The sequence below is a fragment of the Bellilinea sp. genome (genome assembly GCF_053501535.1).
Genome location: NZ_JBRCOK010000099.1, coordinates 1 through 23225 on the forward strand (window position 1 = coordinate 1; position 23225 = coordinate 23225).

Consider the following 23225-nt stretch of genomic DNA (forward strand, 5'->3'; position numbering starts at 1 on the left):
CGCGGATATTTTCGACCCAGATTTTGACGTTGTTGGGATCCACCCAGGTATGGGGGTCGCCGCCTTCGTGGTTGGGTTCCTCACCCTCATCATTATGTTCTTCGCCTTCCTCTTCGTGAGTATCCGCCCCAAAGTCCTTCAATTCGATTCCTTTGGAAACTTCCACAACCCGGTCGGCGGAACCGGCATTTTCAATCAACACCTGAAGGAATTCCTCCAGACCGGCGCCGTTGACAAATACCAGCCGTGCTTCGGCTACTTTAGCCAAATCCTGAGGGGCGGGTTCGTAGGTGTGTACATCCGTACCAATCGGCAGCAGGGTGGTGACCGTGACCCGCTCGCCGCCTACCTGACTGACCACATCCGCTACTATGGAAGTGGTTGCGACAACCTGCAAGGGCTGGATTTCAGCCGAAGTTGGAGCAGGGGCAGCCGGGGAAGGCGCACAGGCGCTCATCATTACGGCAAACGCCGCCAGAAAGAAAATCAGTTTTTTCATCGTCGTTTCTCCTCTCTTAATAGAAATGATATTCATTTTCAATTTATAGTCAAAAAACTCAACTGTTGCAGCGCGGACATAAACCGAACAACTGCAGCCAGTGATCCTTGACCCGATAACCGGTAGACTGCTCGACCCGTTCGGTCAGGGCGTTCAAATCATCGCCGGCAAACATCTCCACCTGCCCGCAGCGGGTGCACAACAACAGGTGCTGATGCCCCTGCGTGGCGCGCAGGTAACGATGGCAGCCATCCGGCATGTGAACCCGCTGAACCAGTCCCAGCTCTTCCAGCCGTTCCAAAGTGCGATAGACGGTGACCAGACCGAGGCGCGGGTAATCACGCCGTCCGCTGTCATACACCTCAATGGGGCTGAGGGCGTGTGTGGTGGTTGCCATTAATTCGACGATTGCGCGCCGCGGCTCGGTAATGCGATAACCGGAGGCTTGCAGCTGTTCCAGCCAGGCTTCAATCAGGTCATGGGGTTGCATGAGCGCAATTGTAAATGAAAACGATTTTCAATACAAGATTTTTGTTAAAAATTTCTCATTTTTGGGTCCGATCACCCTTTATGGCTTTCGCAAAGTTGCTTGACAACCCTGAAATTTTGTATCGAAACTTGAATTGTTGCGAAACGACCCCCTCCCGGCCTCCCCCAATATCGCCAAAGCGATATTGGGGGCGCAGGAGGGGGCAAAATCGCTCGATTTGACGCATCAGTGGAGAATTCCGAATAGACATCGGTCAGCACCCGCCGGCTGCTGTTTGACCGTTTTCGACTTTGAGAAAGCCACGGGGCACGCTTGACTTCCTTTGACGGATTGGCTGTCCAACCTGTATAATCGAGGTCATTCAATTTCAAAGAGGAGTTTCGGACAATGGCGCTGACGATTGAGTGGAAACACCGGGTTGAGTTGTGGGAAAAAGCTCTCTGGGATGCGTGTTATCACCCTCTCCAGCCGGTTGAACTGGAAGGTTTTGCCACAACGGATCATCTTACCCCCCAGCAGGCCCTTCTGCGCACCTTTCAGCCCATGCCGCCCGGCACGCCGTGGGGCGCCAAGTGGGAATACGGCTGGTTTCGTACCAGTGTGACCGTTCCGCCTGAAGCGGAAGGCAAGCGGGTGGTGATCCGCCTCAATCCCGGCGGGGTGGAAAGCGTGGTGTGGATCAACGGTCAGGCGGCCGGTTCGTTTGGGTGGGGGCACAAAGAAATTACCCTGTCGCGGCAGGCGGCTGCCGGTCAGCGCTATGAGATCTTGCTCGAATCCTACGCCGGGCATGGTCATATTACAGTCGGGGATGGCCCTTACCCGCACGGGGTCGAATCCGTGCCGGAGCCGGGGCCGACCCAGTGCATGGTCGGTGAGTCAACGTTGGGCATCTGGCGCGAAGAAGTCTATCAGGCGGCGGTGGACTTTACCACCTTGTTTGAACTCAGTCAGCTGCTCGATCCGCTCAGCCTGCGTGCCTGCCAGATTGATGAAGCCCTGATGGACGCTACGCTGATCATAGACCCGGAACTGCCCGAAGCCGAAATGCTGGAAACCATCCGCGCCGGACGTGAACGGATGCGGCCGCTGCTGGAAAAGCGCAACGGCCCAACCATGCCGACGCTGTTCGCCTTCGGTCATGCCCACATTGACGTGGCCTGGCTGTGGCCGCTGCGCCATACCGAACGCAAGATAGCCGCCACAGTGCTCAACCAGCTTTCGCTGTTTGAGGAATACCCCGAATTTCGTTTCCTGCAAAGTCAGCCGCATTTGTACTGGATGCTGCAGCAGTGCTACCCGGAAATTTATGCCCGCTTCAAGCAGGCGGTGCGTGAGGGCAAAGTGATTGCCGACGGCGGCATGTGGGTGGAAGCGGATACCAACCTGAGCGGAGGCGAGAGCCTGATTCGTCAGATCCTCTACGGGCGGGCCTTCTTCCGTGATGAACTGGGGGTGGACAGCCGGGTGCTGTGGCTGCCGGATGTGTTCGGGTACTCCGGCGCCCTGCCGCAGATTTTGAAGGGCTGCGGGATGATTGGTTTTGCGACCCAGAAAATCACCTGGGCTTACAACGGCGGTGAGCCTTTCCCCTACAACCTCTTCTGGTGGGAAGGGATTGACGGCAGCGCCATTCCGGCCCACATCTTCACCGATTACAACAGCGAAATGCGCCCGCGCAACCTGATGGAACGCTGGAACACCCGCCTGCAAAAGAACGGTATTCATTCGATGATTCAATCCTTTGGCTGGGGAGATGGCGGCGGCGGCCCCACGCGCGACCATCTGGAGTTCTACCGCCGTGTGCAGGACCTGGAAGGTCTGCCGCGGGTGCGCATGGCCTCGCCGGCAGAATTTTTTGAGGATCTGTTTGCGCACGGCTTACCCAAAGAACGCTATGTGGGCGAGCTGTACTTTCAGGCGCACCGTGGTACCTATACCTCCCAGGCGCGTGCCAAACGCGGTAACCGCCGCAGTGAATTTGCACTGCGCGAGGCGGAGTTGTGGGCCAGCGCTGCCCGTGCACTGCACGGATTTGATTTCACCCCGCGATCTCTCTGGGAGCAGTGGCGCGGCTTGCTGCTCAACCAGTTCCACGATATTCTGCCGGGTTCATCCATTGCGCGGGTGTATGAAGAAGCCGAAGCCACCTATGCCGAAATTCTGGCGGCAGCCGGGCAAACCGCTCAGCGGGCGGCGCAGGTGCTGGCTGGCAGCGGAAAGGGACGGGCCGCGTTCAATCCGCTTTCCTGGCCGCGGCGGGCTTTGTTTGCCACTTCGCAGGGTGAGGTGGAAGTCGAATTGCCCCCGTGCGGCTGGGCGCCAATCCCTCAGCAGGCAGTGGAATCGGATGCACAAAGCGCGGCGCGCGCCATCCAGACCGATGAGGGCTTTGTACTTGAAAATGAATTGCTGACCGCCCGAATCAACCGGCGCGGAGAACTGGTCAGTGTGTGGGACAAAGAAGCCGAAAGGGAAGTGCTGGCCGGGCCTGCCAACCGCCTGTGTCTCTACAAAGACGTACCGACCAAATGGGATGCGTGGGATCTGGACAGCATGACCGAATTGCTGCCGGTAACAACCGATGAACCGGTTGAAAAGGAAATCCTGATAGAGGCAGGGCCGGCAGCCCGTTTGCGCCTGCGCCGCCGGTTGCATCATTCTACCGTTGAACAGGTCATCACCCTGCGCCGCGCCAGCCGGCGGATTGACTTTTCCACCTGCGTGGACTGGCAGGAACGCCATAAACTGCTCAAAGTGGCCTTCCCGCTCAACATCCATACGCATGAGGCCGTCAGCGAAATTCAATTTGGGCATTTGCGCCGTCCTACCCATCAATCGCGGCAGTATGATGCTGACCGCTTCGAGGTGTGCAATCACAAATGGACGGCGCTGGTGGAAGAAGGGCGCGGGGCAGCCGTTCTGAACGATAGTAAATACGGCTTAAGTCTGCGCGGCAATACCATTAACCTGACACTGCTTAAATCGGCCATGGCGCCGGATATGAACGCCGACCGCGGACTGCAGTATTTTACCTATGCTTTATACTGCTGGAACGGCAGTCTGTTGGAAAGCGGTATTTTGCGAGAAGCGTATGATCTGAATGTACCGCCGCTGGTGGTGGAAGGCTCAGCGGTGGATGAGGCTTTTTCTCTGTTTCAAGTGGATGCGGAGAATGTGGTCATTGAAACGGTCAAACCGGCTGAGGACGGCAGTAAAGACATCATTCTGCGTCTGTATGAGGGCATGCGCACCGCAACCCGCTGCACGCTCAAAACGCCCCTGCCGGTGCAGGCAGCCTATCAGACCAATCTGTTGGAGGAGCAGCCTCAACCGCTTGACTGCAAAGACGGTACCATTCCGCTCGATTTCCGTCCTTTTGAAATTAAGACCATCCGGCTGCAATTGTAAAAGGCTCCAGAAAAATGGACGTTCAATTTGAGCAAATTTGGGAACAATACCGCGCCGGCCTGCTTGCTTTTATCCATAAGCGGGTGGATGATCCAATGGCAAGCGAGGATATTTTGCAGGATGTCTTTCTGCGCATTTATTCAAATTTGTCGTCTTTACAGGATGTAAACCGCCTGCCAAGCTGGATTTATCAGATCACCAGAAATGCAGTCGTGGATTATTATCGAGCCAGGCGCCCCAGCCTGCCTTTGCCGGAGTGGGTTACGCAGACGGAAGCTGAATTTGAGGAGAGCGTCGAAAAAGAGCTGGCTTGCTGTTTACTGCCCATGATTGAAGCGCTGCCTGATAAATACCGCACTGCCATCGTCTTATCCGAAATAGAAGGTGTACCTCAAAACCAGATTGCTCAAAGCCAGAAAATTACGCTATCCGCAGCAAAATCACGAGTGCAGCGTGGGCGAAGGCTGTTAAGAAAGATGTTTGAGGATTGTTGTGTTTTTAATTTTGATGTGCGGGGGCAATTAATGGCCTACGAACCCCGCTGTGATGAATGTCAAGAAGGCAATTGAAATTGCGTCCTTTTGCAATTTCTTCCGTCTTTAATCTTGAGAATCTAAATTATTCTGGAGGAAGGCAAAGATGGAAGAAAATCAAAAGCATAAAATCCGTGCTGCAGTGAGGGAAAATTACGGAAAAATCGGTGCTGCAGCTGGCAGCGCATGTGGTTGTTCAACGGCTTGTTGCCCATCGGACAGTGCCAATAACCCGATTAACATTTCTCTTACGGTGGGTTATTCAACGGAAGAACTGACCGGCGTCCCCGAAGGGGCCAATCTGGGCCTGGGGTGTGGTAATCCGCAGGCCATTGCTTCTCTCAAGCCGGGTGAAACCGTGCTTGATTTGGGCAGCGGCGGAGGATTGGACTGTTTTCTTGCAGCTAAAGCAGTCGGTTCTACCGGAAAGGTGATTGGTGTTGACATGTCGCCGGAAATGATCAGCCGGGCAAGACAGAATGCCCAAACAGGGGGATATACCCAAATTGACTTTCGGCTCGGCGAAATCGAATATTTACCGGTGGCAGATAGCAGTGTGGATGTGATCATTTCCAATTGTGTGATCAACCTTTCACCGGATAAGGATCAGGTCTTTCGAGAGGCTTTTCGCGTGCTCAAACCGGGTGGCCGTCTGGCTGTTTCGGATGTGGTAACAATTGAGGAATTACCGCCCATTTTCAAGGAAGATATGACGCTTTATACCTCCTGTGCAGCCGGGGCAGCCACAATTCAAGAATTGGAACGTTTTTTACAGGCAGCAGGGTTCGTGCAGATCAGGATTCAGCCCAAGAATGAAAGCAAATCCTTTATTAAGGATTGGTCGCCGGGAAGTAAAATTGAGGATTATGTGGTTTCGGCAGTCATCGAGGCTAAAAAACCTTCCGCTTAGCGCGCTGCCCAAAGCGTTGAAAATTAAGGGTAACATTCACCCAAAATTGTGACAATTAGAAAATTGCACAATTTTGGGTTTGTTTTGTTGGTTTCCAGGAAAAGGCTTCACATGATGACAAGTAAAAAAATCAGCAAGGGGTAAAGGTACCGGTCAGGATGACTGGTTGGCGGTAATGCCGTTTGCGGCATATGGACTGTTCAGTCTTACCTTCCATTACCCAATCCTGACCTGCCGGCGCAATTCGAACCAAACCTTAAGCGGCGTTTAGGCGTCTGGTGTGGCGGTACCAGCGCCAGATGATGTAAGCAGTCACCAATACCAGCACACAGGCAATGATGACCGGCACGACCACTGCCAGAATGGAGAGGATGGTGGAGATCACATCCTCGGCAATGCTGACCGGTACGTTGCCCGCCCCTCCGGTGGTGGCGGTAACTGCCGGGCGGACGGCCAGAGTTTTCACGGCGTGAACCCCGCCCGCCACCAGCAGCCCCAGCCCCAGGGATAAAACCGGATGCACATCCGTGATCACATTGGCGCTGGCGGCGAAGGCAATTGCACCGGCGGTGGGGCGAACAAAGGTTTGGATTAAGTCGTTGATGTGGTTGACTGCCGGCACCTTATCGGCAAAGAACTCGATCAATGAAAGGACAACCAGCAGGCCGATAATCCACCAGGATTCAAGCGTATCCCACGGTGGGCGGAGGGTGAGCAGGTCAGTGAATTTTGCCAGCAAGGCGACCACCAGCAGGGGGATGTAAGCATTCAAACCGGCGCTTGCCGAAAGCCCAAACGCAGTGAATACTCCCAGCAGTTCAATCATGTAAATCTCCCTGGACGGGTTCTTAGAAGATAAACCCCGACCATGTTCCGGTTAAAGTATAACGCAGCCAGTCCACCGCGCCAATCTGCAGCAGGGCGGTGGTGAAACCGGCTGTCAAAATGACCCAGCCGCTTTTCAGCGAATCAACGGAATTTTCCAGATGAAAGACCGTCATCCACAACAGGCTGTAACACATGCCCAGCACCAGCCAGACGGTAGCAGCGCTTAAAACAGCCAGCACGGTAATCAGCCCGGGAATTTGTAGATAGGTAGCGGTTGAAACCAGCCCGACCAGTCCCATCAGCAGGAAGACCTGCCGGTAACTGGCCAGCGCCGGGCGTGGGTCAGGTTGTGTCCAAAAGTATTGATTGAACAACGGCAGGAAGATAACCGCCACCAGCAGCCCCAGTCCGCTGCCGGTAGCCAGCCGCAGCAGGTTGCTGGGGGTGTACAGGGTGGGGGCTTGCGGGAAAAAGTGAAGATAAGAATTCAACCCATCCACCCCAAAGGTGATCAAAAAAATGCTGAGCGGGATGCTGATGCGCAGCGGCGGCAGAGCGGAACGTTTACCCTGTACCCACTGGAAGACGAAGCCGGTCAACATACCCAAATACATTCCGGAGCAGCGCGCACACAGCGGGGTTGGGCGGTCATCAATCCAGAAGGAGCGCACCTCAATTCGGTGGCAAACGGCATAGCCTATCGCATCGGCTTTACCGAGGATGCCGGGCGGGGTTAGCGCCAGCCAGACGGTCAACACCAGCAGGGCAAATACCGCCAGACCACTTTTCAAGTAAATTTGCCCTTTTGGGCCGAATCGCCGGGCGATTTTCATGCCTGCCATTATAACAGCAGGGTAAATTAACCTGTACAAATGTGCCTTTCTTAAGTATCATCCACTCTGGATTTTATTTCGGAGGCGTACCCCAACCATGAAGAAAATCGGATTTGTTTTTGCAATGCTGATCCTGCTGTCCGGGCTGGCTGCCTGCCAGACCAACAACCCCCAGCCAACCACACAGCCTACCCAATCCATTGATCTGGCAGCAACTGCCACCCGCAAGGCACTGGATACGCCGTTCCTGCCGGCTACCAACACCCCTGCACCAACCGCCACTGAAACGCCGGCGCCCACCCTCACCCCCACCCGCGATTATCCGCTGGAAGGTTACGGCCCGACCAATTTTCCGGCGGATGTCAATCCCCTTACCGGTTTGAAAGTGGCTGATCCGCAAATCCTCAACCGCCGACCGATTTTGATTAAGGTGCAAAATCTGCCGCGCGATGACCGGCCGCAGTCCGGCCTTTCACTGGCGGATATTGTGTATGAGTTCTACACCGAATACGGCACAACGCGCTTTGGGGCGCTGTTTTATGGGCAGGATGCCGAACGGGTCATGCCGATCCGCTCGGCGCGCTATTCGGATGTCAATTTGATTCGCATGTACAAGCCCATATTCGTGTTCGGCTACGCCTATGCGCCGGTTTTCCAGCGTTTGGTCAATTCCGAGTTTAGCAGCCGGCTGGTGCTGGAAAGCGGCGCTTCCTGTCCCGCGGTTTGCCGGGTTGATCCGAGGGGTAAAAATTATCTGGCTGCCAATACCATTGAACTGCAAAACCTGATCAAAGCCCGCGGCATTGACAACACCCGCCCGAATCTGGACGGAATGATGTTCAATTACACGTTGCCTGAAGGAGGCAAACCGGCAGAGCAGGTGTTTGTACGTTTTTCGGCAGCGATTTACAACCGCTGGGATTATGATCCTGCCAGCGGGCGTTACTTGCGCTTTTCAGATACCCGCAATGATCCGGATGGCAATGCCGCAGCGTATGCCCCCCTCACTGATGCGCTTACCGGGCAGCAGATTGCTGCCGACAATCTGGTCATTATTCAGGTGCGTCACAATGAGGTGGACCCACGCCCGGATGTGGAAGTGCTGGACATGAGCATTCTCGGCAGCGGCCCGGCTTATTTATTCCGCGATGGGCGAATGTTCGAGGTCAAGTGGCAGCGCTTGACCGAAAGCGACCTGCTTACGCTGGTGGATGCGCAGGGTAAACCGGTGGCTTTCAAACCGGGCAAGACCTGGTTTGAAGTGATGACGGTCAATACAACCCTGACTCAGGATGGCGCTGCCTGGCGGTTTAAGTTTGTCAGCGACTGGTAAACTGGGCATACTGCGATAAAACTGAAACTCAGATGACGCTGCGCCGCCGAAAGGCGGCGCAGAGGTTTTTAACCTTGCTAAATTTTACAAATATTTCCCTGCTGAGTGGTTCAGGAACTTAAGGATCGCCAATTGGGGAATATTTTGCCTCTGACCGGTTACATGTTTGGAAGATCAATCCTCACCGGGTCGTCAGCGAGGATAAAACGCAACCATAATCCAATTCTTGCGTATGTTAAGTATGAAATTGCCGTATAATTTTTTTATCCAATCCTGCCGGCGGTTGCAGGCTGCCAGAAGAATCCGCTCTGGCGGAGGAGCAAACCGATGAAGCGGCTGCTGCTTCCGTTTCTGAGCCTGACGGGTATTCTCTGGCTGACGGCCGGCTGGTTGGCGTGGGTTATTCAGAATGAGGTGGGAATGCTCAGCGGGATTGTTTTGGGCGGCATTGTAGCGCTGGCAGCCATTAATTTGCTGCGCACTTGCGTTAGTATCATGCCAGCCCGCACCTTTCTGGCATTTCTTACCCTTTCCCTTCTTCTGTTCAGCACCATTCTGCTTTTGCGCTGGCAGCCGGCAGTCTGGCAGCGTATCGTGCAATCGGCTGCTTTTGTATTGGCGCTGGTGGGGTTGACCATTGGGGTGGATAAACTGACCGGCAGGGGTTGGCAGTTCACCCAGGATCAACTGCGCGGCCTGCTGGCAGGTAGTATTCTGCTGGTAGCGGCGGCTTACCTGCTGCCGGGGGTAATTTTCATGTTGAGCATTACGGCAGACCATGCCGGGTGGTTATCCAAAGCCAGCCTTCTGCTGGCCAGTTTTCGATTTCCGTAAATAAGGAGTGTGAAAAATGCGCAGTAATCGTTTGTTTTGGGGTCTGATTCTCATTCTGCTGGGAACATTGTTTCTCTTGCAGACGCTGGGGGTGCTTTCGTGGAGTGTGTGGACCTATTTCTGGCCTCTTGTCTTGATTCTGCTGGGAGCGTGGATTCTATTGCGCCCGCGGCTGGCAACCCAAAACTCCGCTGAAGTACAAAATCTCAGCATTCCCCTGCAGGCAGCCGATCAAGCCAGCATTGAATTCAACCACGGCGCCGGACGGCTGCTGGTCAATCCTGGCGCTGGGCCTGCTCAGCTGCTGGAAGGATCGTTTGTTGGCGGTGTGCGCCATTCGGTTCAGCCGGAAGGCTCGCTGTTGCGGGTAAAGTTGAATGCCGACCCGGTGTTGACACCGCTGGATATTCCATGGGCAGGTGAGGAAGGGTTGCGCTGGGACGTGCGACTGACCCAGACCATCCCGCTGGAGTTGACCTTTCACACCGGTGCGGGAGAAAATCTCATCAACCTGCGTGAATTGAACGTCAGAAAGGTGCTGCTGGAAACCGGGGCAAGTTCCACCCAGATGACTTTGCCGGCTCAGTCTCCTTTTTGCCGCGTAGATGTGCGCGCCGGGGCTGCTTCGGTGGTGTTGAAGGTGCCCGAAGGGGTGGCCGGCCGTATTCACATGGAAAGCGGACTTGTCGGCAGCAAAATTGACCCGCAGCGCTTTCCTTACAATGGGGTAACTTACGAGACTCCCGGTTTTGATGTGGCTGACCGGCGGGTGGAGATCAAAGTCGAAGCCGGTATGGGTTCGATTGAGATCCTCAGCGCATAAATTTTTTTGAGTTCAAGGAGTAAAATCATGTCAAAAATGAACTGGCGTATTCTGGCTGGCGGCGGATTAATCCTGATGGGATTGGTTGCGCTGCTGGATGCGGTCTTTCAAATTGAATTGAGCGGTCTGCTCTGGTCGTTTTTGTTTGTGCTGGGTGGGGCTGCATTCCTTGCGGTGTTATTGAATGACCGTAAACAGTGGTGGGCTGCCATCCCCGGCTTTACCCTGCTGGGGATTGGGGCGCTGATTGGTTTTAGCCGCATTGCGCCGGCCATCTCCGAACAGGTTGGCGGGGCGTTTGTGCTGGGTGGAATTGGAATCAGTTTCATCGTGGTTTATTTGCTCAATCGCCACTTTTGGTGGGCTTTGATTCCGGCGGGGGTGATGGCCAGTCTGGTTGTGATGCTGGTGATTGAGCCGATAGTGGGCGATTCGGCAGCGTGGGTGTTCCTGCTGGGTTTGGGGGCCACCTTCGGCATGGTGTACTTGCTGCCCGGGCCGGGTGGAGAACGGATGACCTGGGCACTCTGGCCGGCAGGGGTGATGGTGATCCTTTCCCTGATTGTGATGGGGATCAGTGTGCAGTGGGCGGCCTATTTGATCCCGGCATTGATGATTGTGGCGGGAATTGTGTTGTTTGTGCGCGCTTTGCGGCGTGGTTAGGGAGGGTGAAATGAGCGAGATGAAACCTGTTCGCGAGCGGCGGAGTATATTCTGGCCGTTGATGCTGATTGCCGTTGGAATTGTTTTATTGTTGAACACGCTGGGCGCTTTATCCGGCGATGCGTGGGCTGTTTTGGTGCGGCTCTGGCCGTTGATTTTCCTGATCGGTGGGATTGACCACATTCTGAGGGGCGAAGGCTGGGTGTGGGGCGTCTTTTCGATCGGGTTGGGTACGGTATTTCTGCTCAGCAACTTTGGTTACCTGCCCGGCAATGCATTGAATATGCTGCTGCGTTTATGGCCGTTGATTTTGATTGCCATCGGACTGGATATTATCCTCCGCGGCAGTTCGCGCTGGGTGACGCTGGTGGCCGTCTTGCTGACGCTGGGCGTGGTTGGTGGTGTGTTCTGGCTGGCAGCCAGCTCGCAGGGGGTGATTGGGGGGCAGGCGCTGCCCATCGCTCAGCCCCTGCAGGGTGCCGAACGTGCCATTGTTCGTCTTTCCAATCCCGCGGGCGGTTTGCTGGTGAAGTCATCGGCCAGTCCTCAAATGCTGGCAGAAGGGCAGGTCATCTTGACCCGCCAGCAGACGCTGGATGATCGTTATGCAGTCCAGGATGGATTGGGCAGTTATTCGCTGGGCAGTTCTGGGGTGGTGTACCTGCCGTGGGCGGGCAGTTTTCAATCTCCCAACTGGCAAATCCAGCTCAACGGGCAAATTCCGATCACTCTGGAAACCAATACCGGCGCCGGCGATCAGGTGCTGGATCTGCGCGGTCTTGATCTGGAGCGCTTGAATGCTTCGGTAGCGGTGGGGCAGCTGACGGTAACATTATCTGCTGATGATTCGTTTGAGGGGGTCATCAGTAACCCGATCGGCAATTTGACGCTTGAGGTGCCGCGCGGGGCGCTGGTGGAAATTCAGGCAGATACAGCCATTACCGTCCGCAATATCCCGCCTGCTGATTTTCGGGTGGAAGGCAATTATCTTTATTCCCCCGGTGCAAATGCCCAAAATGCCCAAATCCGCCTGAAGGTCGAACAACCGATTGGGGTGTTTAACCTGCGGCTGGTGCCATAAATAATTCTGGTGAGCTGTGATGGGAAATGTGGGGAAATGGCGGATCCAGAGCCATTTCCCTGTTGTATTTGTGGGAACTTTTTAAACCACTCAACGTCATGAAGAGAGGAATATATCTCACTATAAAGGTTCGATAAGGAGGAACCATGAAAAACCGTTGGATGTTGTTCATCATTTTGGTAATGGCAGCCAGTCTGTTGGCGGCCTGCGCTGGGACCGCACCGGCTTCAAACCAGCCGCTGCGTCAGATTAATGTTTCCGGGACGGGCAAAGTCTATCTGGTACCCGATATTGCCTACATCTACATTGGCGTACGCAGTCAGGCGGATGATGTAGCCACAGCCCTGGCACAGAACAACCGACAGGCGCAAACCATCGCTGATACACTCAAACAGCAGGGGATTGCTGCTGAGGACATTCAAACCACTGCTTTCAATGTCTATCCTCAGCAGGAATATACGCCGGAAGGCGCGCCGGGCAAGATCACCTATGTGGTGGAAAATACCGTTTTCGTCAAGGTGCGAGAGCTGCAAAAACTGGGTGAAATTTTGAACGCCGTGGTGCAGGGTGGTGCCAATACCATCAACGGCATCAGCTTTGATGTGCAGGATCGCGCCGCGGCTGAGGCTGAAGCCCGCCGCCTGGCAGTGGAAGACGCCAAAGCCAAAGCCGGTGAAATTGCCGGTCTTGCCGGAGTAACACTGGGCGAATTGCAGAACATCAGCGTGTATTCCAGCGGCGGCCCGATGCCAGTGTATGAGGCCAAGGGTGGGTTGGCAGCTTCTTCAAGTGTCCCGATTGCGGCCGGTCAGCTGGTCATTCAGGCGGACGCCAACCTGACTTACGAAATCAAATAAGCCGTTCGGCTGCCCAAAATAAACATCAACGCCTTTCCTTTTGCGGGGAAGGCGTTGATGTTTAACTTGATGAATTGGATCAATAGTGAATGGCGCTGATTTTGGAGAGTTTGGTCAATCGGTGGGTGGAGATAATGCGCCGGCTGGTACCGGTCAGACCGCGCAGAACAATGCTGTCGGTGGTGGCGCCGCCGGGGTAGTAATCTACGCCGCGAAGCAGCTCGCCGTTGGTGATGCCGGTTGCCGCAAAGAAAACATCTTCGGATGAAACCAGATCGTCAATGGTCAGGACGCGGTTGAAGTCGTACCCCAATTCTTCACCTTTGCGCCTTTCCTCTTCGTTGCGCGGGTGAAGTTTTCCTTGAATCGTGCCGCCGGTGCAGCGCAATGCGCAGGCTGCCAGCACGCCTTCGGGTGTGCCGCCAATGCCGAGCAGCACGTCAATGCCGGTTTCCGGCAGGGATGTCATCAGGGCGCCGGCGACATCGCCATCTGGGATGAGGATGATGCGCGTGCCAACCCTTCGAACGCGGCGGATCAGTTCTTCATGGCGCGGGCGGTCAAGGATGACGGCGGTCAGGTCTTCAACATTGCCGCCTTTGGCTTTGGCAATTTTCCGCAGGTTGTCCTCAACCGGCGCTTCAATATCAATGACATCGCGGGCTTCAGGACCTACCGCAATTTTATCCATATAGACAATGGGTCCGGGGTTGAACATGCTGCCACGCGGGGCGAGGGCAACCGTGGCAATGGCGTTGGGCAGGCCGTAGGCGGTGGGGCGTGTGCCGTCAATCGGATCAACCGCAATGTCCACCTGTGGAGGTTCACCGGTTCCCAAGCGTTCCCCGTTGTAGAGCATCGGCGCTTCGTCTTTCTCGCCTTCGCCGATGACAATCACACCGTCCATTTGAATGGTATTCAGCACCAGACGCATGGCATCCACTGCGGCGCGGTCAGCGGCGATTTTATCGCCCCTGCCCACATAACGGCCGGCTGCCAGTGCCGCCGCTTCAGTCACACGCACCAGTTCAAGTGCCAGGTTGCGGGTAGGCTTGGAGTCAATCATCAGGTCGTTCCTCCTTTTTGAAATAAGATTTGAGAATGGGGTTCAATCCGCTTACCATAACCACAGAATAAGATAATAGCCGATGGCTGCTCCCCACAGCCATGAGTCCAGCCGGTCTAACACTCCACCGTGACCGGCTAACAGTTTTCCCGAATCCTTGATGTTGAACTGGCGTTTGAGCATACTTTCACCCAAATCGCCCAATGGGGTGAGCGCACCTAACGCCAAACCTAAAATCAACCCGTGCAGCGGGGTGATCAATGAGGAACGCAGCCCCCAAAGTAAAGCAAAAAGTACCCCGCCAACCACAGAAAACAGCAGGCCACCCAAATAACCTTCTCGGGTTTTGTTGGGGCTGATGCGCGGCGCAAGCGGCGTTTTACCAAAAGTCCGTCCGATGAAAAACGCGCCGGCATCACCAACCGCGATGGTGGGAATGGTCAGCATGACCCACCACAAACCATCCGGCAAAAAACGCAGTGAGATGAGATAGGAACCCATCCACCCGATGTATAAAATGCCGGTCAGGGTGATGGTGAAATCCATGCCGGCGGTGGTGCAGCCATGCTGACAGGTGAAAATGTGAGCCGCCATGCTGAGTAAGATCAGCACAGCCAGGAGGAGATCACTGTACTGAAAACCCCAGTAAAAACGGCTGAATGCCAGAACGAGTGTGCCACCCAGCAGCATGACCGCCGAAGGGAAATAACCGCCTTGAGAAAAAAGCCGCCAGTATTCCCAGGCGGCTATGGCTAACAGAAGACTGATAAATGCGGCATAGGTCAACCCACCCAATGAGACGAAGGTAACCCCGACCAGAATGAGCACGATGGCCACCAGCAGGCGGCTGCGCAGGGTGACCCCGCTGCTCTCAGCAACAGACCTGATCGGAGAGTTTTCCAAATCTTCTTTCCCGCTGGCTGTATTCTTGTAAGGCTTTGAAAAACTCTTCGCGGTTGAAGTCAGGCCAGAGGGTTTGGGTGATGTACCATTCTGCATAAGCGGATTGCCAGATCAAAAAGTTGGAGATGCGCATTTCGCCGGAAGTACGAATGATCAAATCCGGGTCGGGAATGCCGGCGGTAAACAGATAACGGCTGACCAGTTCATCGTTTATTTCTTCAGGTGGAATGCCGTCTTTGACGATGGAGCGAATGGCACACACAATTTCATCCCGTCCGCCGTAATTCCAGGCGATATTGAGGATTAAGCGGTCATTGTTCCGGGTGAGTTCAACAGCGCGTTTGACTTTTTCTTGCAGCCGTTCCGGCAGCCGGTCGAGATGACCAATGTGGTGCAACTGGACACCTTCTTGATGAAGTTCATCCAGTTCGCGGTCAATCACATCCTCGAGAATCATCATCAGCCCTTCCACCTCTTCGGAAGGTCTGCCCCAGTTTTCGGTGGAAAAAGCGTAAATGGTTAAAACTTTGACGTTGAATTCGACACAAGCCCGGATAATGGTGCGTAAATTTTCAGTGCCTGCCCGATGCCCGGCAAGGCGGGGTAAGCCGCGCGCCGCTGCCCAACGTCCATTGCCATCCATGATAATGGCCACATGGACGGGGATTTTGGTCAAGGTGGATGAGGCGATTGCCTCTGTTTCAGACATAAGTGGTATTAAAACTCCATGATTTCTTTTTGTTTCATTTCTCCGATGCGGTCAATTTCGCCGATCATTTTATCGGTCAGTTTTTGAAGTTCGTCTTCGCCTTTTTTGAGTTCGTCCTCGGAGATCAATTTATCTTTTTCAAAATCGCGCAGGTCTTTGAGTATGTCGCGGCGAACGTTGCGGATGGCAACTTTGGCTTCTTCAAGACGCTGATTGACCAGCTTGACCAGATCTCGCCGGCGTTCCTCGGTCAACGGGGGCAGGTTCAGCCGGAGGGTTTTGCCATCATTGTTGGGGGTCAGGCCCAGATTGGAGGTGATAATGGCGCGTTCTATGGCTTTGAGGCCGGAGGTATCGAACGGTTTGATCAACAGGGTGCGTGCGTCGGGTACGCTGATGCTGGCCAGTTGCATGAGAGGGGTCGGTACACCGTAATATTCCACCGGCAGTTTCTCGATCAGGGCAGGGGTTGCCCGTCCGGTACGAATGCCCGCTAAATCGTCTTCCAAAGATTGGATTGCGCCTTTCATGCGATTTTCGGCATCTTTGACTGTTTCTTTAATCACCGCAACCTCCTTGTCAGATGAGTGGAATGTCAATTTGCTGCAATTGCTGGTGTGTTAAGGATACCGCAAAATAGCAAAAAATACCACCGGTTAAATATTTTATCGGTTTATTGACAAAATAGAATATATGTTCTATAATGATAAAAAGTTCGTAAAGGAGTGTGCCATGATTTCCTTACCTATCGTGGATATACCGGTTCAGACAAGTGAAACAATCTCGGTTGATGTTCCAAAAACCAGTACGCAAAACGGTGTGAATCCTTCCGGTAATCGGATACCGGAATACAACCTTCGTGCTTATCTGAATTCACTGTTGCCACTTCCGCTGCGCACCGGATTGCTGGGAATTGACCTGAATGAAAATCCGTTGCTGTTTGACTTAATGGACCCAAACCCGGGTGCGATCTTGATCGTATCCGATCGGGATGCCGGCAAAATGCGCCTGGTAAAAACGTTGTTGTATTCATTGATATTTGCCAATCCCCCTTATGAGATTCAGGTTTCGCTAGTCAGCGCAAGGACCAGTCAATGGAAATATGAATTCGATCATTTCAATGCTTATTTTTCCCATTTCACCAACAATTACGATCATCCCGCAGCCAAGGCGATTTTAGATGAAGCAGACCGGGTAGAAAGCCGTCAGCATGGACGCAATGAAGGGGAATGCCGCCTGTTGATTCTGGATGGATTTGATACCCTTCCCTACATGGATTTTGATGTCCGCTTGAATTTTGAATGGCTTTTACAGGAAGGACCATTTTATGAGGTCTGGCCAATTGTGATGATGGATAGCCGCACTGCGGCGGAAGAGAAAAAATGGGTTGAAAAATTCAAAACCCGCATCATCGGTCGAATGAAAGATGCCCGATTGGCAGCTTCTTTAAGCAACCTGCCGGAATTAAATTCCAGCTCAATGATGAATGGAAAAGAATTTGCGGTTCGGGTTGGAAATCGAGAGCATCACTTTTATCTTCCCGATTCCATATAACCCCTGGAGGTACTGACAATGAACATTGGTATGCTTTGGTTCGATAACGATCAAAAAACCGATCTGGCGTCCAAGATTAAACGCGCCGCAGATTATTACGAGAAAAAATATGGAGTGCGCCCGGATGTATGTTTCGTTCACCCCAGTATGATGAGCGAAGAAACCCTGCAGCGGAACGGCATCATCATCAAAACCAACCGGCGAATCTTACCCAACCATTTCTGGCTCGGAGTGCAGGATCAATCGGTTAAGTCACTTTCTTCCTTACCCGGTTGATTGGCAACTTCATCTTTTTTGGGTTCCTCAACATCCACATCCAGCATCATTTCTTCCGGCAGGATCCCCAGTTCCAAATCGGAGGCCTCTTCCAAACCTTCAGCCACCAGACGGGTCAGTTTGCGAAAGAGGTTGATCAATTTTCGAACCGGATTGGGAGAGTGTCCTTCGGCAAAGCTGCGGGCTGCGTCCTCTAATTTGATTTCCTGCCGGAATTCTTCCCGCAGGTAATACAGATGCTCGATAATCCACAAATACAGGTCGGCTGAAGTGCGCCCGGGGAATTCTTTACAAATTCCCAGCTCATGAATCACCTTGACCAGGGGTGAGTAAACCTCGTCATACCACGAAGCAACGGCTTCCTCCAACGTTACTTCCGATCCGCGCTTTTCGCCCATGTACCAGCGGTGCACCTGAATATGCTCCAATAACTTTGGATACATACCCGGCAGGGTCAGCTCGATGTTGGCGTCAGGACGCAATTCATGCAGGCGTGTTTGCTGGTAAAACTCCGATTTCTCGTGCATCCGCACCAGCCAGTTGATATCGGTGTTTTCGTCAATTGGAATATCGGTCACAATTTCGGTAATGTAAGCATCAATGAATTTTTGCCCTTTCTCGCGGGCTACCGAAACACGATGGTTACCGTCTTTGACAAAGTACACCTCACCGATTTTATACACCTCAATCGGGGGCAGTTCAATTTCCTTTAGTTTGGCCAGATCAATACTCACCCAGCGGGAGCGGATATGGCGGTGGCGGGGCAGGAAGGCGCGGTCAAAATCGTTATAACGGCCTACACTGCCAACGATTTTTTCAATCGGAATCTGGCGCACACCCACATCGTACTGTCCACGCACCGGTAGATATTTGCGGACTTCATCAAAAGCCAGCAATTGATTGGTGGATTTGTTGAACCAACCCAACACGGAACGCCAAAAGCCCTTGCGAAGGGCTTGTTCAAAGTCTTCGCGGGCAACTTTTTCAAAAAATGATGAATTGAATGAATTACTCATATTTGATCCTCCGCCCCAGACTGGTTTGCATATCGGGCAGCGGCCGATTGACTTGTTGAAAATTAAACTGGATTTCGCGATAACCGTAGCAATTGATGACGGTTGTGTTGCCAACTTTGGTTTCTATCTCGGTATCATTCCGATAGACATGGATATGTCCATGCAGGTGGTAGGTGGGCTGGAATACCTTAATCAGCCAGTTGAAAGCCTTAATTCCGCGGTGGGGCAGATCATCCATATCATGAATACCCCAAGGAGGGGCATGGGTTACGAAGATATCCAGATATCGCCCAAAACGGAGTTTATTCAGCATCAGAGCCGGAGTAAGCCCCAGCACCATCCACCACATTTCGGCCTGGGTGTATTGATGCGGGCCGTAATTGTAACGCAGACTTCCTTCGATGCCAGCCAGCAAAATTCCCTGCGGGGAGCGGACGGCGCGGCGGTGCAGATCAATTGCCCCCCATGGCGAACTCCGTTCGCCGGCGGTAGTGATTTCCACTTTGCTGGCGTGATTGCCGCGCACATAATAGAGCGGGCGGTCCAGCACACTGACGATGAATTCCAGGTAGTAATACGGCAGATCGCCGCAACTGATGACTAAATCAACGTTCTTGAAACGCTGTCCAATTTGAACGTTGTAGATAAATCCCAGTTCAATATCACTGACCGCAAGGATGTTCATTCCAAACCGGCATCTGCATCCCGCTCCCGTTCGGGAAAGGGACGTTCATGGCTGCTTCCCAAAGCAACGGCAATCGCAACGGCATGTGTGCGGGTATGGCTGATGCTGACCGACCATTGCTCCAAACCCAGGTACTTAGCAATTTTAGCAGCATTTCCGTGCAAGTAAAGGACGGGTTCGCCGCGCTGACCATCCAGACATTCGATATCCTGCCAGCGGACGAAACCGATACCCGTGCCGAGCGCTTTGGATACGGCTTCCTTGACCGCAAATCTTCCGCCCAGATATTCGGTTTGGTTGCCCGATTCAGCCAGTTCTGCCGGGGTGAATACTCTCTTCAAGAATCGCTCGCGGATTGATGGTTTGACCGTGTCCAACCGCTCAATTTCAACCAGATCCACGCCGGTTCGTAAAATCATGGCTCATTGCTCCAATCCGGTCCTGCGCTGACAATAACCATGCCGCTGCCGTTCAGGTAACGGCGGGCGGTTTCCAGCACTTCTTCACGACTCACCTTTTCGATAATGGTTGGATAGCGGCGGTAATAGTCCAGACCCAGTCCGTAGCGTTCAATGTTGAGCAGGGCGCCGGCAACACCCGAATTTGACTCCAGCGCCAGCGGCAGGCGGCCGATCAGGTTGGCCTTACTGTCCGCCAGTTCAACCTCGGTGACCGGTTCACGGGTAAAGTGGGTAATTTCGCGACGAATCAGGTCAATTGCCCGCTGCAGATTTTGCGGTTCAACGCCGGCAGAAACCTCCCACGAACCGGCGGCAGTCGAAGCGACCAGATTGGCCGCCGCATAATAGGCCAGTCCATGTTTTTCGCGGATGACTTCGCCAATGCGTCCCATCATTCCCATCTGACCGAGGATATTGTTGCCGAGAATTGCCGGAAAGAAATCCGGGTCGGTGCGCCGCGGCCCGATTGTGCCCATCACCAGATCAGTCTGGCTTTTGCCCTCAATGGAAACATGCCGGCGGATGTCCTGCGCTGGTGGGCTCAGGTTGGGATAATCCACCCCGGCTGGCGTCGTTTGGGTTTTCCATGAGCCAAGATAGTGATGTACCCATTCGGCGACCTGAGCCGGTTCAATTCCGCCGACAATCGCCAATACCATTCCGGCAGGGGAGTAAAACTGATCATGAAAATCCAGCAAATCCTCACGCTGGATGTTTTGAATGGTATGCGGGTAACCGTCTTCCGGTTTGCCGTAGGGGTGACCATCAAAAAGGACTTCATCGAAAACCAGCGATGCCATTTCCGCGGTATCCTGCGCGCGGATTGCCAGCCCGGTCAGGTGCTGGACGCGCAGTCTTTCCACCTGATCGGTTGGAAAGGCGGGTTGGATGAGCACCTCGCTGAGCATTTCCAACAGCATGGGCAGGTCTTCCACCAGACAGCGTCCGCCAAAACTGACCGTATGGACGCTGCCGGCAAACCCCAAACTGGCTCCGGCGGTTTCAAGCGTATCGAAAATCTGTTGAAAATTCCTGCGCTGGGTTCCGCGCGTCAATGCCAGGGCTGTTAAATAGGCCAGCCCCAGTTTTTCCGGCGGATCGTACTGGCTGCCGGCCGGCAGAAAACCGCTCATCACCACCGATGGACTGAACGGATTGCAGCGCATCATGAGGGTGATGCCGTTTTCCAGCTCAAATCGCTGGATGTCATCGGCTCCCGGCAAGGTGTGGAGTACAGCGGGGGAGGCGCGTCCGTTCATCAAACCTGGCCTCCATTGAGTGGATAAAAAATGCCCACCACACGCTGGTTGGGGGGTAACCAGCGCTGGGCAGCCCGCTGAACATCGGCCGGGGTTACTTCGGCGAGGCGGGTGAGATAGCCGCTGAACCAGGTGTATTCGGCGAACATTTCGGCAAAGCCCAGCCAGAAGGCCTGATTGGTGATGTTTTCACTGCCGTAAGCAAACATTGCCCGCGCCTGTTTAATGGCGCGTTGAATTTCCTGCGGGGAAACAGGCGTATCTTGCAGGCGCTTGATTTCATCATCTATTGCGGCCAGCACTTCATCGGGATTGCTGTCGGGACGCAGGGTGATGGTCAAATCATACAGGAAGGGGTCGCAGGTTGCCTGCATTCCCCCCGAAACACCCACAGCCAGTTCTTTTTCGATCAAGGCGCGGTACAAACGGCTGGTCTTGTTGGAAATTCCGCCGCCGCCAAACATATTCAAACTGGTGGGGCCTGCCAGCAGCGAATCCAGAACCGTCATGGAGAAAAAGTCCGCATCCACGGCGGCAGGAGAGCGGTAGGCAATTTGCAGGTAAACCGTTTCGCCGGGGCCGCTGACCGCCAGATGCCGCTCTTCGGGAACGGGAGGTTCGGGTGTGGTTGGGTTTTCAGCCGGTTTGCCAGCCGGGATAGCCCCATACCAGTCTTCGATCTGCCGAAGGGTCTCCTGGGCATCGAAATCGCCGGCGATGGCGATCAGTGCGTTGGCAGGGTGGTAGTAGCGCCGGTAATGCTCGTAAAGCTCATCGCGCTGGATGTTTTGCAGGTCTTCAGGGGTTCCGATGACTTCATTGCGGTAAGGATGTTGTTCAAACGAGGCTTTTTGCACGGCATCGCTGAGCAGGAAGAGCGGTTCATTCAGGTTGCCGGCCAGTTCCGAAAGGATGACCGTCCGTTCCGCTTCCACTTCCTGCGGGTCGAACAGGCTGTTGATCATGCGGTCCGATTCGAGTTCCAGCGCGAGCGCCAGATGATCGGCGGGCAGGGTTTCAAAGTAGGTAGTCCAGTCCATGTGGGTAAAGGCGTTCCAGCTGCCGCCGGTACGGGCAATGGCTTTATCCGGCGTACCGGGCGGAAAACGCGGTGTGCCTTTGAATTGCATGTGCTCCACCCAGTGGGAAATTCCGCGTTTGCCGTTTTGTTCATAGCGCGAGCCGACCCGGTACCATACCCAATGACTGATCAACGGGGCGGTATGGATTTCTTTCAATTGTACGGTCAGACCGTTGGGGAGTTGGGCGCGCAGGATGTCTTCAGCCATGGGAAGGGTCGCTCGACTATTCTCCAAATAACCACAGGCAAAGCGGCAGCGGCGGGGTTCCGCACAGTGCTTCAGACCACGAATTGGGGGTTTGCTTCAACAGTTCACGGTACGGCAGCACCACTTCCTGCAAACCGGTAAAGGGTTCGTGCAGGTCGGTTTCCCGCAGCGGAATATCTACAACCACATCCAGATTAACCGGTATTTCCTGATCTACCGGCACCTCCAAATCCAGAAAGATGGGCAGGTCGGTGCCGGCTTTGAGAACGATGTCGGCCGGGGCGTTGTAGATGGTCAATCCACCGGTATTCAAGCGCAGCACCTGTGCGTTGGCAAGCAGGGTGTCTTCGGCAAGGGTGACGGTGGTTGGTGTTTTGATGTGGAGCGTGAAATTGGCGCGCACTTTTTGATCGCGCACCGGGATGGTGGTGCGGATGTGGGCTTCATCCATGCGCACAAAATTTTGATACAGCCCTTCAATCAACTGATCGGAGAGGATGCGCTTGAGGGTAAACAGCTGACTGCCCAGACCGATCATAACGGCGATGAGGATAACGTTCACAATAAGGGAAAGAATGCCGGTAATCGTCCAGAATGGGGGCAGTAACCGGTTCAGGCGTATCATCTGTCGCAGAGGAGCAGGGGGCTGAGAGGGGTTGGTGATTTCTGGTTCCATCGCTTCACTTTATATAACGTCAGTTTGGGAAAATTCATTTCCGAATTGGATTGAGCATTCTTGGCCCCCTCCTGCCTCCCCTAAAACCGCTTTGTCGGTTTTGGGGGAGGTGCAGGTGGGGGTCGGTTGGACTACGATGCTAGGGCTGACCTTGTGCCAGACTCACGTTTGTATACCAATATAGCACAGGCGCAAAAAAGAAGCGGATAAAACGGGGTATAATTAATTTCAGTTCG

General features: G+C 54.0%; 25 protein-coding genes. 11 read left to right on the forward strand and 14 right to left on the reverse strand.

From position 1 onward, the window contains the following. Both ACWIZX_RS09855 and ACWIZX_RS09860 read right to left on the reverse strand, forming a co-directional pair. A partial coding sequence (locus tag ACWIZX_RS09855) for a metal ABC transporter substrate-binding protein (RefSeq protein ID WP_448335633.1) occupies positions 1 to 499 on the reverse strand: 499 nt, incomplete at its 3' end. Positions 500 to 557: 58 nt separating this feature from the next. Then, positions 558 to 989, reverse strand: a complete 432-nt coding sequence (locus ACWIZX_RS09860; RefSeq protein ID WP_448335634.1) for a Fur family transcriptional regulator — start codon at positions 987 to 989, stop codon at positions 558 to 560. 387 nt (positions 990 to 1376) lie between these two features. On the opposite strand from ACWIZX_RS09860, the gene ACWIZX_RS09865 reads away from it, so the two are divergent. The 3 genes from ACWIZX_RS09865 (at position 1377) to ACWIZX_RS09875 (ending at position 5843) form a co-directional block, all read left to right on the forward strand. Beyond that, complete coding sequence (locus tag ACWIZX_RS09865; protein ID WP_448335635.1) at positions 1377 to 4400, forward strand: glycoside hydrolase family 38 N-terminal domain-containing protein; 3024 nt, start codon at positions 1377 to 1379, stop codon at positions 4398 to 4400. A 14-nt stretch (positions 4401 to 4414) separates the two neighbouring features. Further along, positions 4415 to 4969 carry an RNA polymerase sigma factor SigZ gene (gene sigZ / locus ACWIZX_RS09870; protein WP_448335636.1) on the forward strand — a complete coding sequence of 185 codons (555 nt, stop codon included), beginning with the start codon at positions 4415 to 4417 and terminating at the stop codon, positions 4967 to 4969. Positions 4970 to 5039: 70 nt separating this feature from the next. After that, positions 5040 to 5843, forward strand: coding sequence for an arsenite methyltransferase (locus ACWIZX_RS09875; protein WP_448335637.1), 804 nt, complete (start codon positions 5040 to 5042; stop codon positions 5841 to 5843). Positions 5844 to 6099: 256 nt separating this feature from the next. On the opposite strand, the gene ACWIZX_RS09880 is transcribed toward ACWIZX_RS09875, so the two are convergent. Together ACWIZX_RS09880 and ACWIZX_RS09885 are read right to left on the reverse strand one after the other, a co-directional pair. Further along, entirely contained in the window at positions 6100 to 6669 is a 570-nt protein-coding gene (locus ACWIZX_RS09880; protein ID WP_448335638.1) for a DUF4126 domain-containing protein, read from the reverse strand. 22 nt (positions 6670 to 6691) lie between these two features. After that, positions 6692 to 7504, reverse strand: a complete 813-nt coding sequence (locus tag ACWIZX_RS09885) for a DUF2085 domain-containing protein (RefSeq protein WP_448335639.1) — start codon at positions 7502 to 7504, stop codon at positions 6692 to 6694. Positions 7505 to 7601: 97 nt separating this feature from the next. Between ACWIZX_RS09885 and ACWIZX_RS09890 the strand changes: the two genes are divergently transcribed. The 6 genes from ACWIZX_RS09890 to ACWIZX_RS09915 all read left to right on the forward strand — a co-directional run bounded on the left by ACWIZX_RS09890 (position 7602) and on the right by ACWIZX_RS09915 (position 13095). Then, positions 7602 to 8837, forward strand: coding sequence for a DUF3048 domain-containing protein (locus ACWIZX_RS09890; protein ID WP_448335640.1), 1236 nt, complete (start codon positions 7602 to 7604; stop codon positions 8835 to 8837). Between the two features lie 327 nt (positions 8838 to 9164). Further along, on the forward strand, positions 9165 to 9671 hold the full coding sequence (locus tag ACWIZX_RS09895) for a hypothetical protein (protein ID WP_448335641.1): 507 nt from the start codon (positions 9165 to 9167) through the stop codon (positions 9669 to 9671). A 16-nt stretch (positions 9672 to 9687) separates the two neighbouring features. Beyond that, positions 9688 to 10494, forward strand: a complete 807-nt coding sequence (locus ACWIZX_RS09900) for a LiaI-LiaF-like domain-containing protein (RefSeq protein WP_448335642.1) — start codon at positions 9688 to 9690, stop codon at positions 10492 to 10494. Between the two features lie 27 nt (positions 10495 to 10521). Further along, complete coding sequence (locus ACWIZX_RS09905; RefSeq protein ID WP_322792755.1) at positions 10522 to 11157, forward strand: hypothetical protein; 636 nt, start codon at positions 10522 to 10524, stop codon at positions 11155 to 11157. A gap of 10 nt (positions 11158 to 11167) precedes the next feature. Beyond that, positions 11168 to 12238, forward strand: coding sequence for a LiaF transmembrane domain-containing protein (locus tag ACWIZX_RS09910; RefSeq protein ID WP_448335643.1), 1071 nt, complete (start codon positions 11168 to 11170; stop codon positions 12236 to 12238). A 146-nt stretch (positions 12239 to 12384) separates the two neighbouring features. Further along, positions 12385 to 13095 carry an SIMPL domain-containing protein gene (locus ACWIZX_RS09915; RefSeq protein WP_448335644.1) on the forward strand — a complete coding sequence of 237 codons (711 nt, stop codon included), beginning with the start codon at positions 12385 to 12387 and terminating at the stop codon, positions 13093 to 13095. Between the two features lie 79 nt (positions 13096 to 13174). On the opposite strand, the gene glpX is transcribed toward ACWIZX_RS09915, so the two are convergent. Genes glpX through frr form a run of 4 tightly spaced genes read right to left on the reverse strand, consistent with a single transcriptional unit; the run spans position 13175 to position 16339 of the window. Next, positions 13175 to 14161, reverse strand: coding sequence for a class II fructose-bisphosphatase (glpX, locus tag ACWIZX_RS09920; protein ID WP_448335645.1), 987 nt, complete (start codon positions 14159 to 14161; stop codon positions 13175 to 13177). A gap of 51 nt (positions 14162 to 14212) precedes the next feature. Next, positions 14213 to 15064 (reverse strand): phosphatidate cytidylyltransferase, encoded by an 852-nt coding sequence (locus ACWIZX_RS09925; RefSeq protein ID WP_448335646.1) that lies wholly within the window; start codon positions 15062 to 15064, stop codon positions 14213 to 14215. Next, positions 15033 to 15773, reverse strand: a complete 741-nt coding sequence (locus ACWIZX_RS09930) for an isoprenyl transferase (RefSeq protein WP_448335647.1) — start codon at positions 15771 to 15773, stop codon at positions 15033 to 15035. Before ACWIZX_RS09930 ends, ACWIZX_RS09925 begins: the two co-directional genes overlap by 32 nt. An 8-nt stretch (positions 15774 to 15781) precedes the next feature. Further along, a complete protein-coding gene (gene frr / locus ACWIZX_RS09935; protein ID WP_322793697.1) occupies positions 15782 to 16339 on the reverse strand; it encodes a ribosome recycling factor in 558 nt (185 codons plus the stop codon). Between the two features lie 166 nt (positions 16340 to 16505). Here frr and ACWIZX_RS09940 point away from each other — a divergent pair, with 166 nt between their 5' ends. Together ACWIZX_RS09940 and ACWIZX_RS09945 are read left to right on the forward strand one after the other, a co-directional pair. After that, on the forward strand, positions 16506 to 17327 hold the full coding sequence (locus ACWIZX_RS09940) for a hypothetical protein (protein ID WP_448335648.1): 822 nt from the start codon (positions 16506 to 16508) through the stop codon (positions 17325 to 17327). A gap of 18 nt (positions 17328 to 17345) precedes the next feature. Then, positions 17346 to 17603, forward strand: a complete 258-nt coding sequence (locus tag ACWIZX_RS09945) for a hypothetical protein (protein ID WP_448335649.1) — start codon at positions 17346 to 17348, stop codon at positions 17601 to 17603. On the opposite strand, the gene ACWIZX_RS09950 is transcribed toward ACWIZX_RS09945, so the two are convergent. Genes ACWIZX_RS09950 through ACWIZX_RS09975 form a run of 6 tightly spaced genes read right to left on the reverse strand, consistent with a single transcriptional unit; the run spans position 17567 to position 22989 of the window. Then, positions 17567 to 18619 carry a hypothetical protein gene (locus tag ACWIZX_RS09950; protein ID WP_448335650.1) on the reverse strand — a complete coding sequence of 351 codons (1053 nt, stop codon included), beginning with the start codon at positions 18617 to 18619 and terminating at the stop codon, positions 17567 to 17569. The two genes, ACWIZX_RS09945 and ACWIZX_RS09950, sit on opposite strands and share 37 nt — an antisense overlap. Then, a complete protein-coding gene (locus tag ACWIZX_RS09955; protein WP_322793701.1) occupies positions 18612 to 19304 on the reverse strand; it encodes a metallophosphoesterase family protein in 693 nt (230 codons plus the stop codon). Before ACWIZX_RS09955 ends, ACWIZX_RS09950 begins: the two co-directional genes overlap by 8 nt. Further along, positions 19301 to 19723, reverse strand: a complete 423-nt coding sequence (gene acpS, locus ACWIZX_RS09960) for a holo-ACP synthase (protein ID WP_322793702.1) — start codon at positions 19721 to 19723, stop codon at positions 19301 to 19303. The genes ACWIZX_RS09955 and acpS overlap by 4 nt, the downstream gene beginning before the upstream one ends. Continuing rightward, the gene (locus ACWIZX_RS09965; protein ID WP_448335651.1) at positions 19720 to 21024 is read right to left on the reverse strand and encodes a M16 family metallopeptidase; all 1305 of its coding nucleotides are present in this window, start codon (positions 21022 to 21024) and stop codon (positions 19720 to 19722) included. Before ACWIZX_RS09965 ends, acpS begins: the two co-directional genes overlap by 4 nt. After that, positions 21024 to 22313: a M16 family metallopeptidase gene (locus tag ACWIZX_RS09970; protein ID WP_448335652.1), complete on the reverse strand. Its 1290-nt coding sequence runs from the start codon at positions 22311 to 22313 to the stop codon at positions 21024 to 21026. The genes ACWIZX_RS09965 and ACWIZX_RS09970 overlap by 1 nt, the downstream gene beginning before the upstream one ends. Positions 22314 to 22329: 16 nt before the next feature. Next, positions 22330 to 22989, reverse strand: coding sequence for a hypothetical protein (locus tag ACWIZX_RS09975; protein WP_322793705.1), 660 nt, complete (start codon positions 22987 to 22989; stop codon positions 22330 to 22332). Positions 22990 to 23225: the final 236 nt, after the last annotated feature.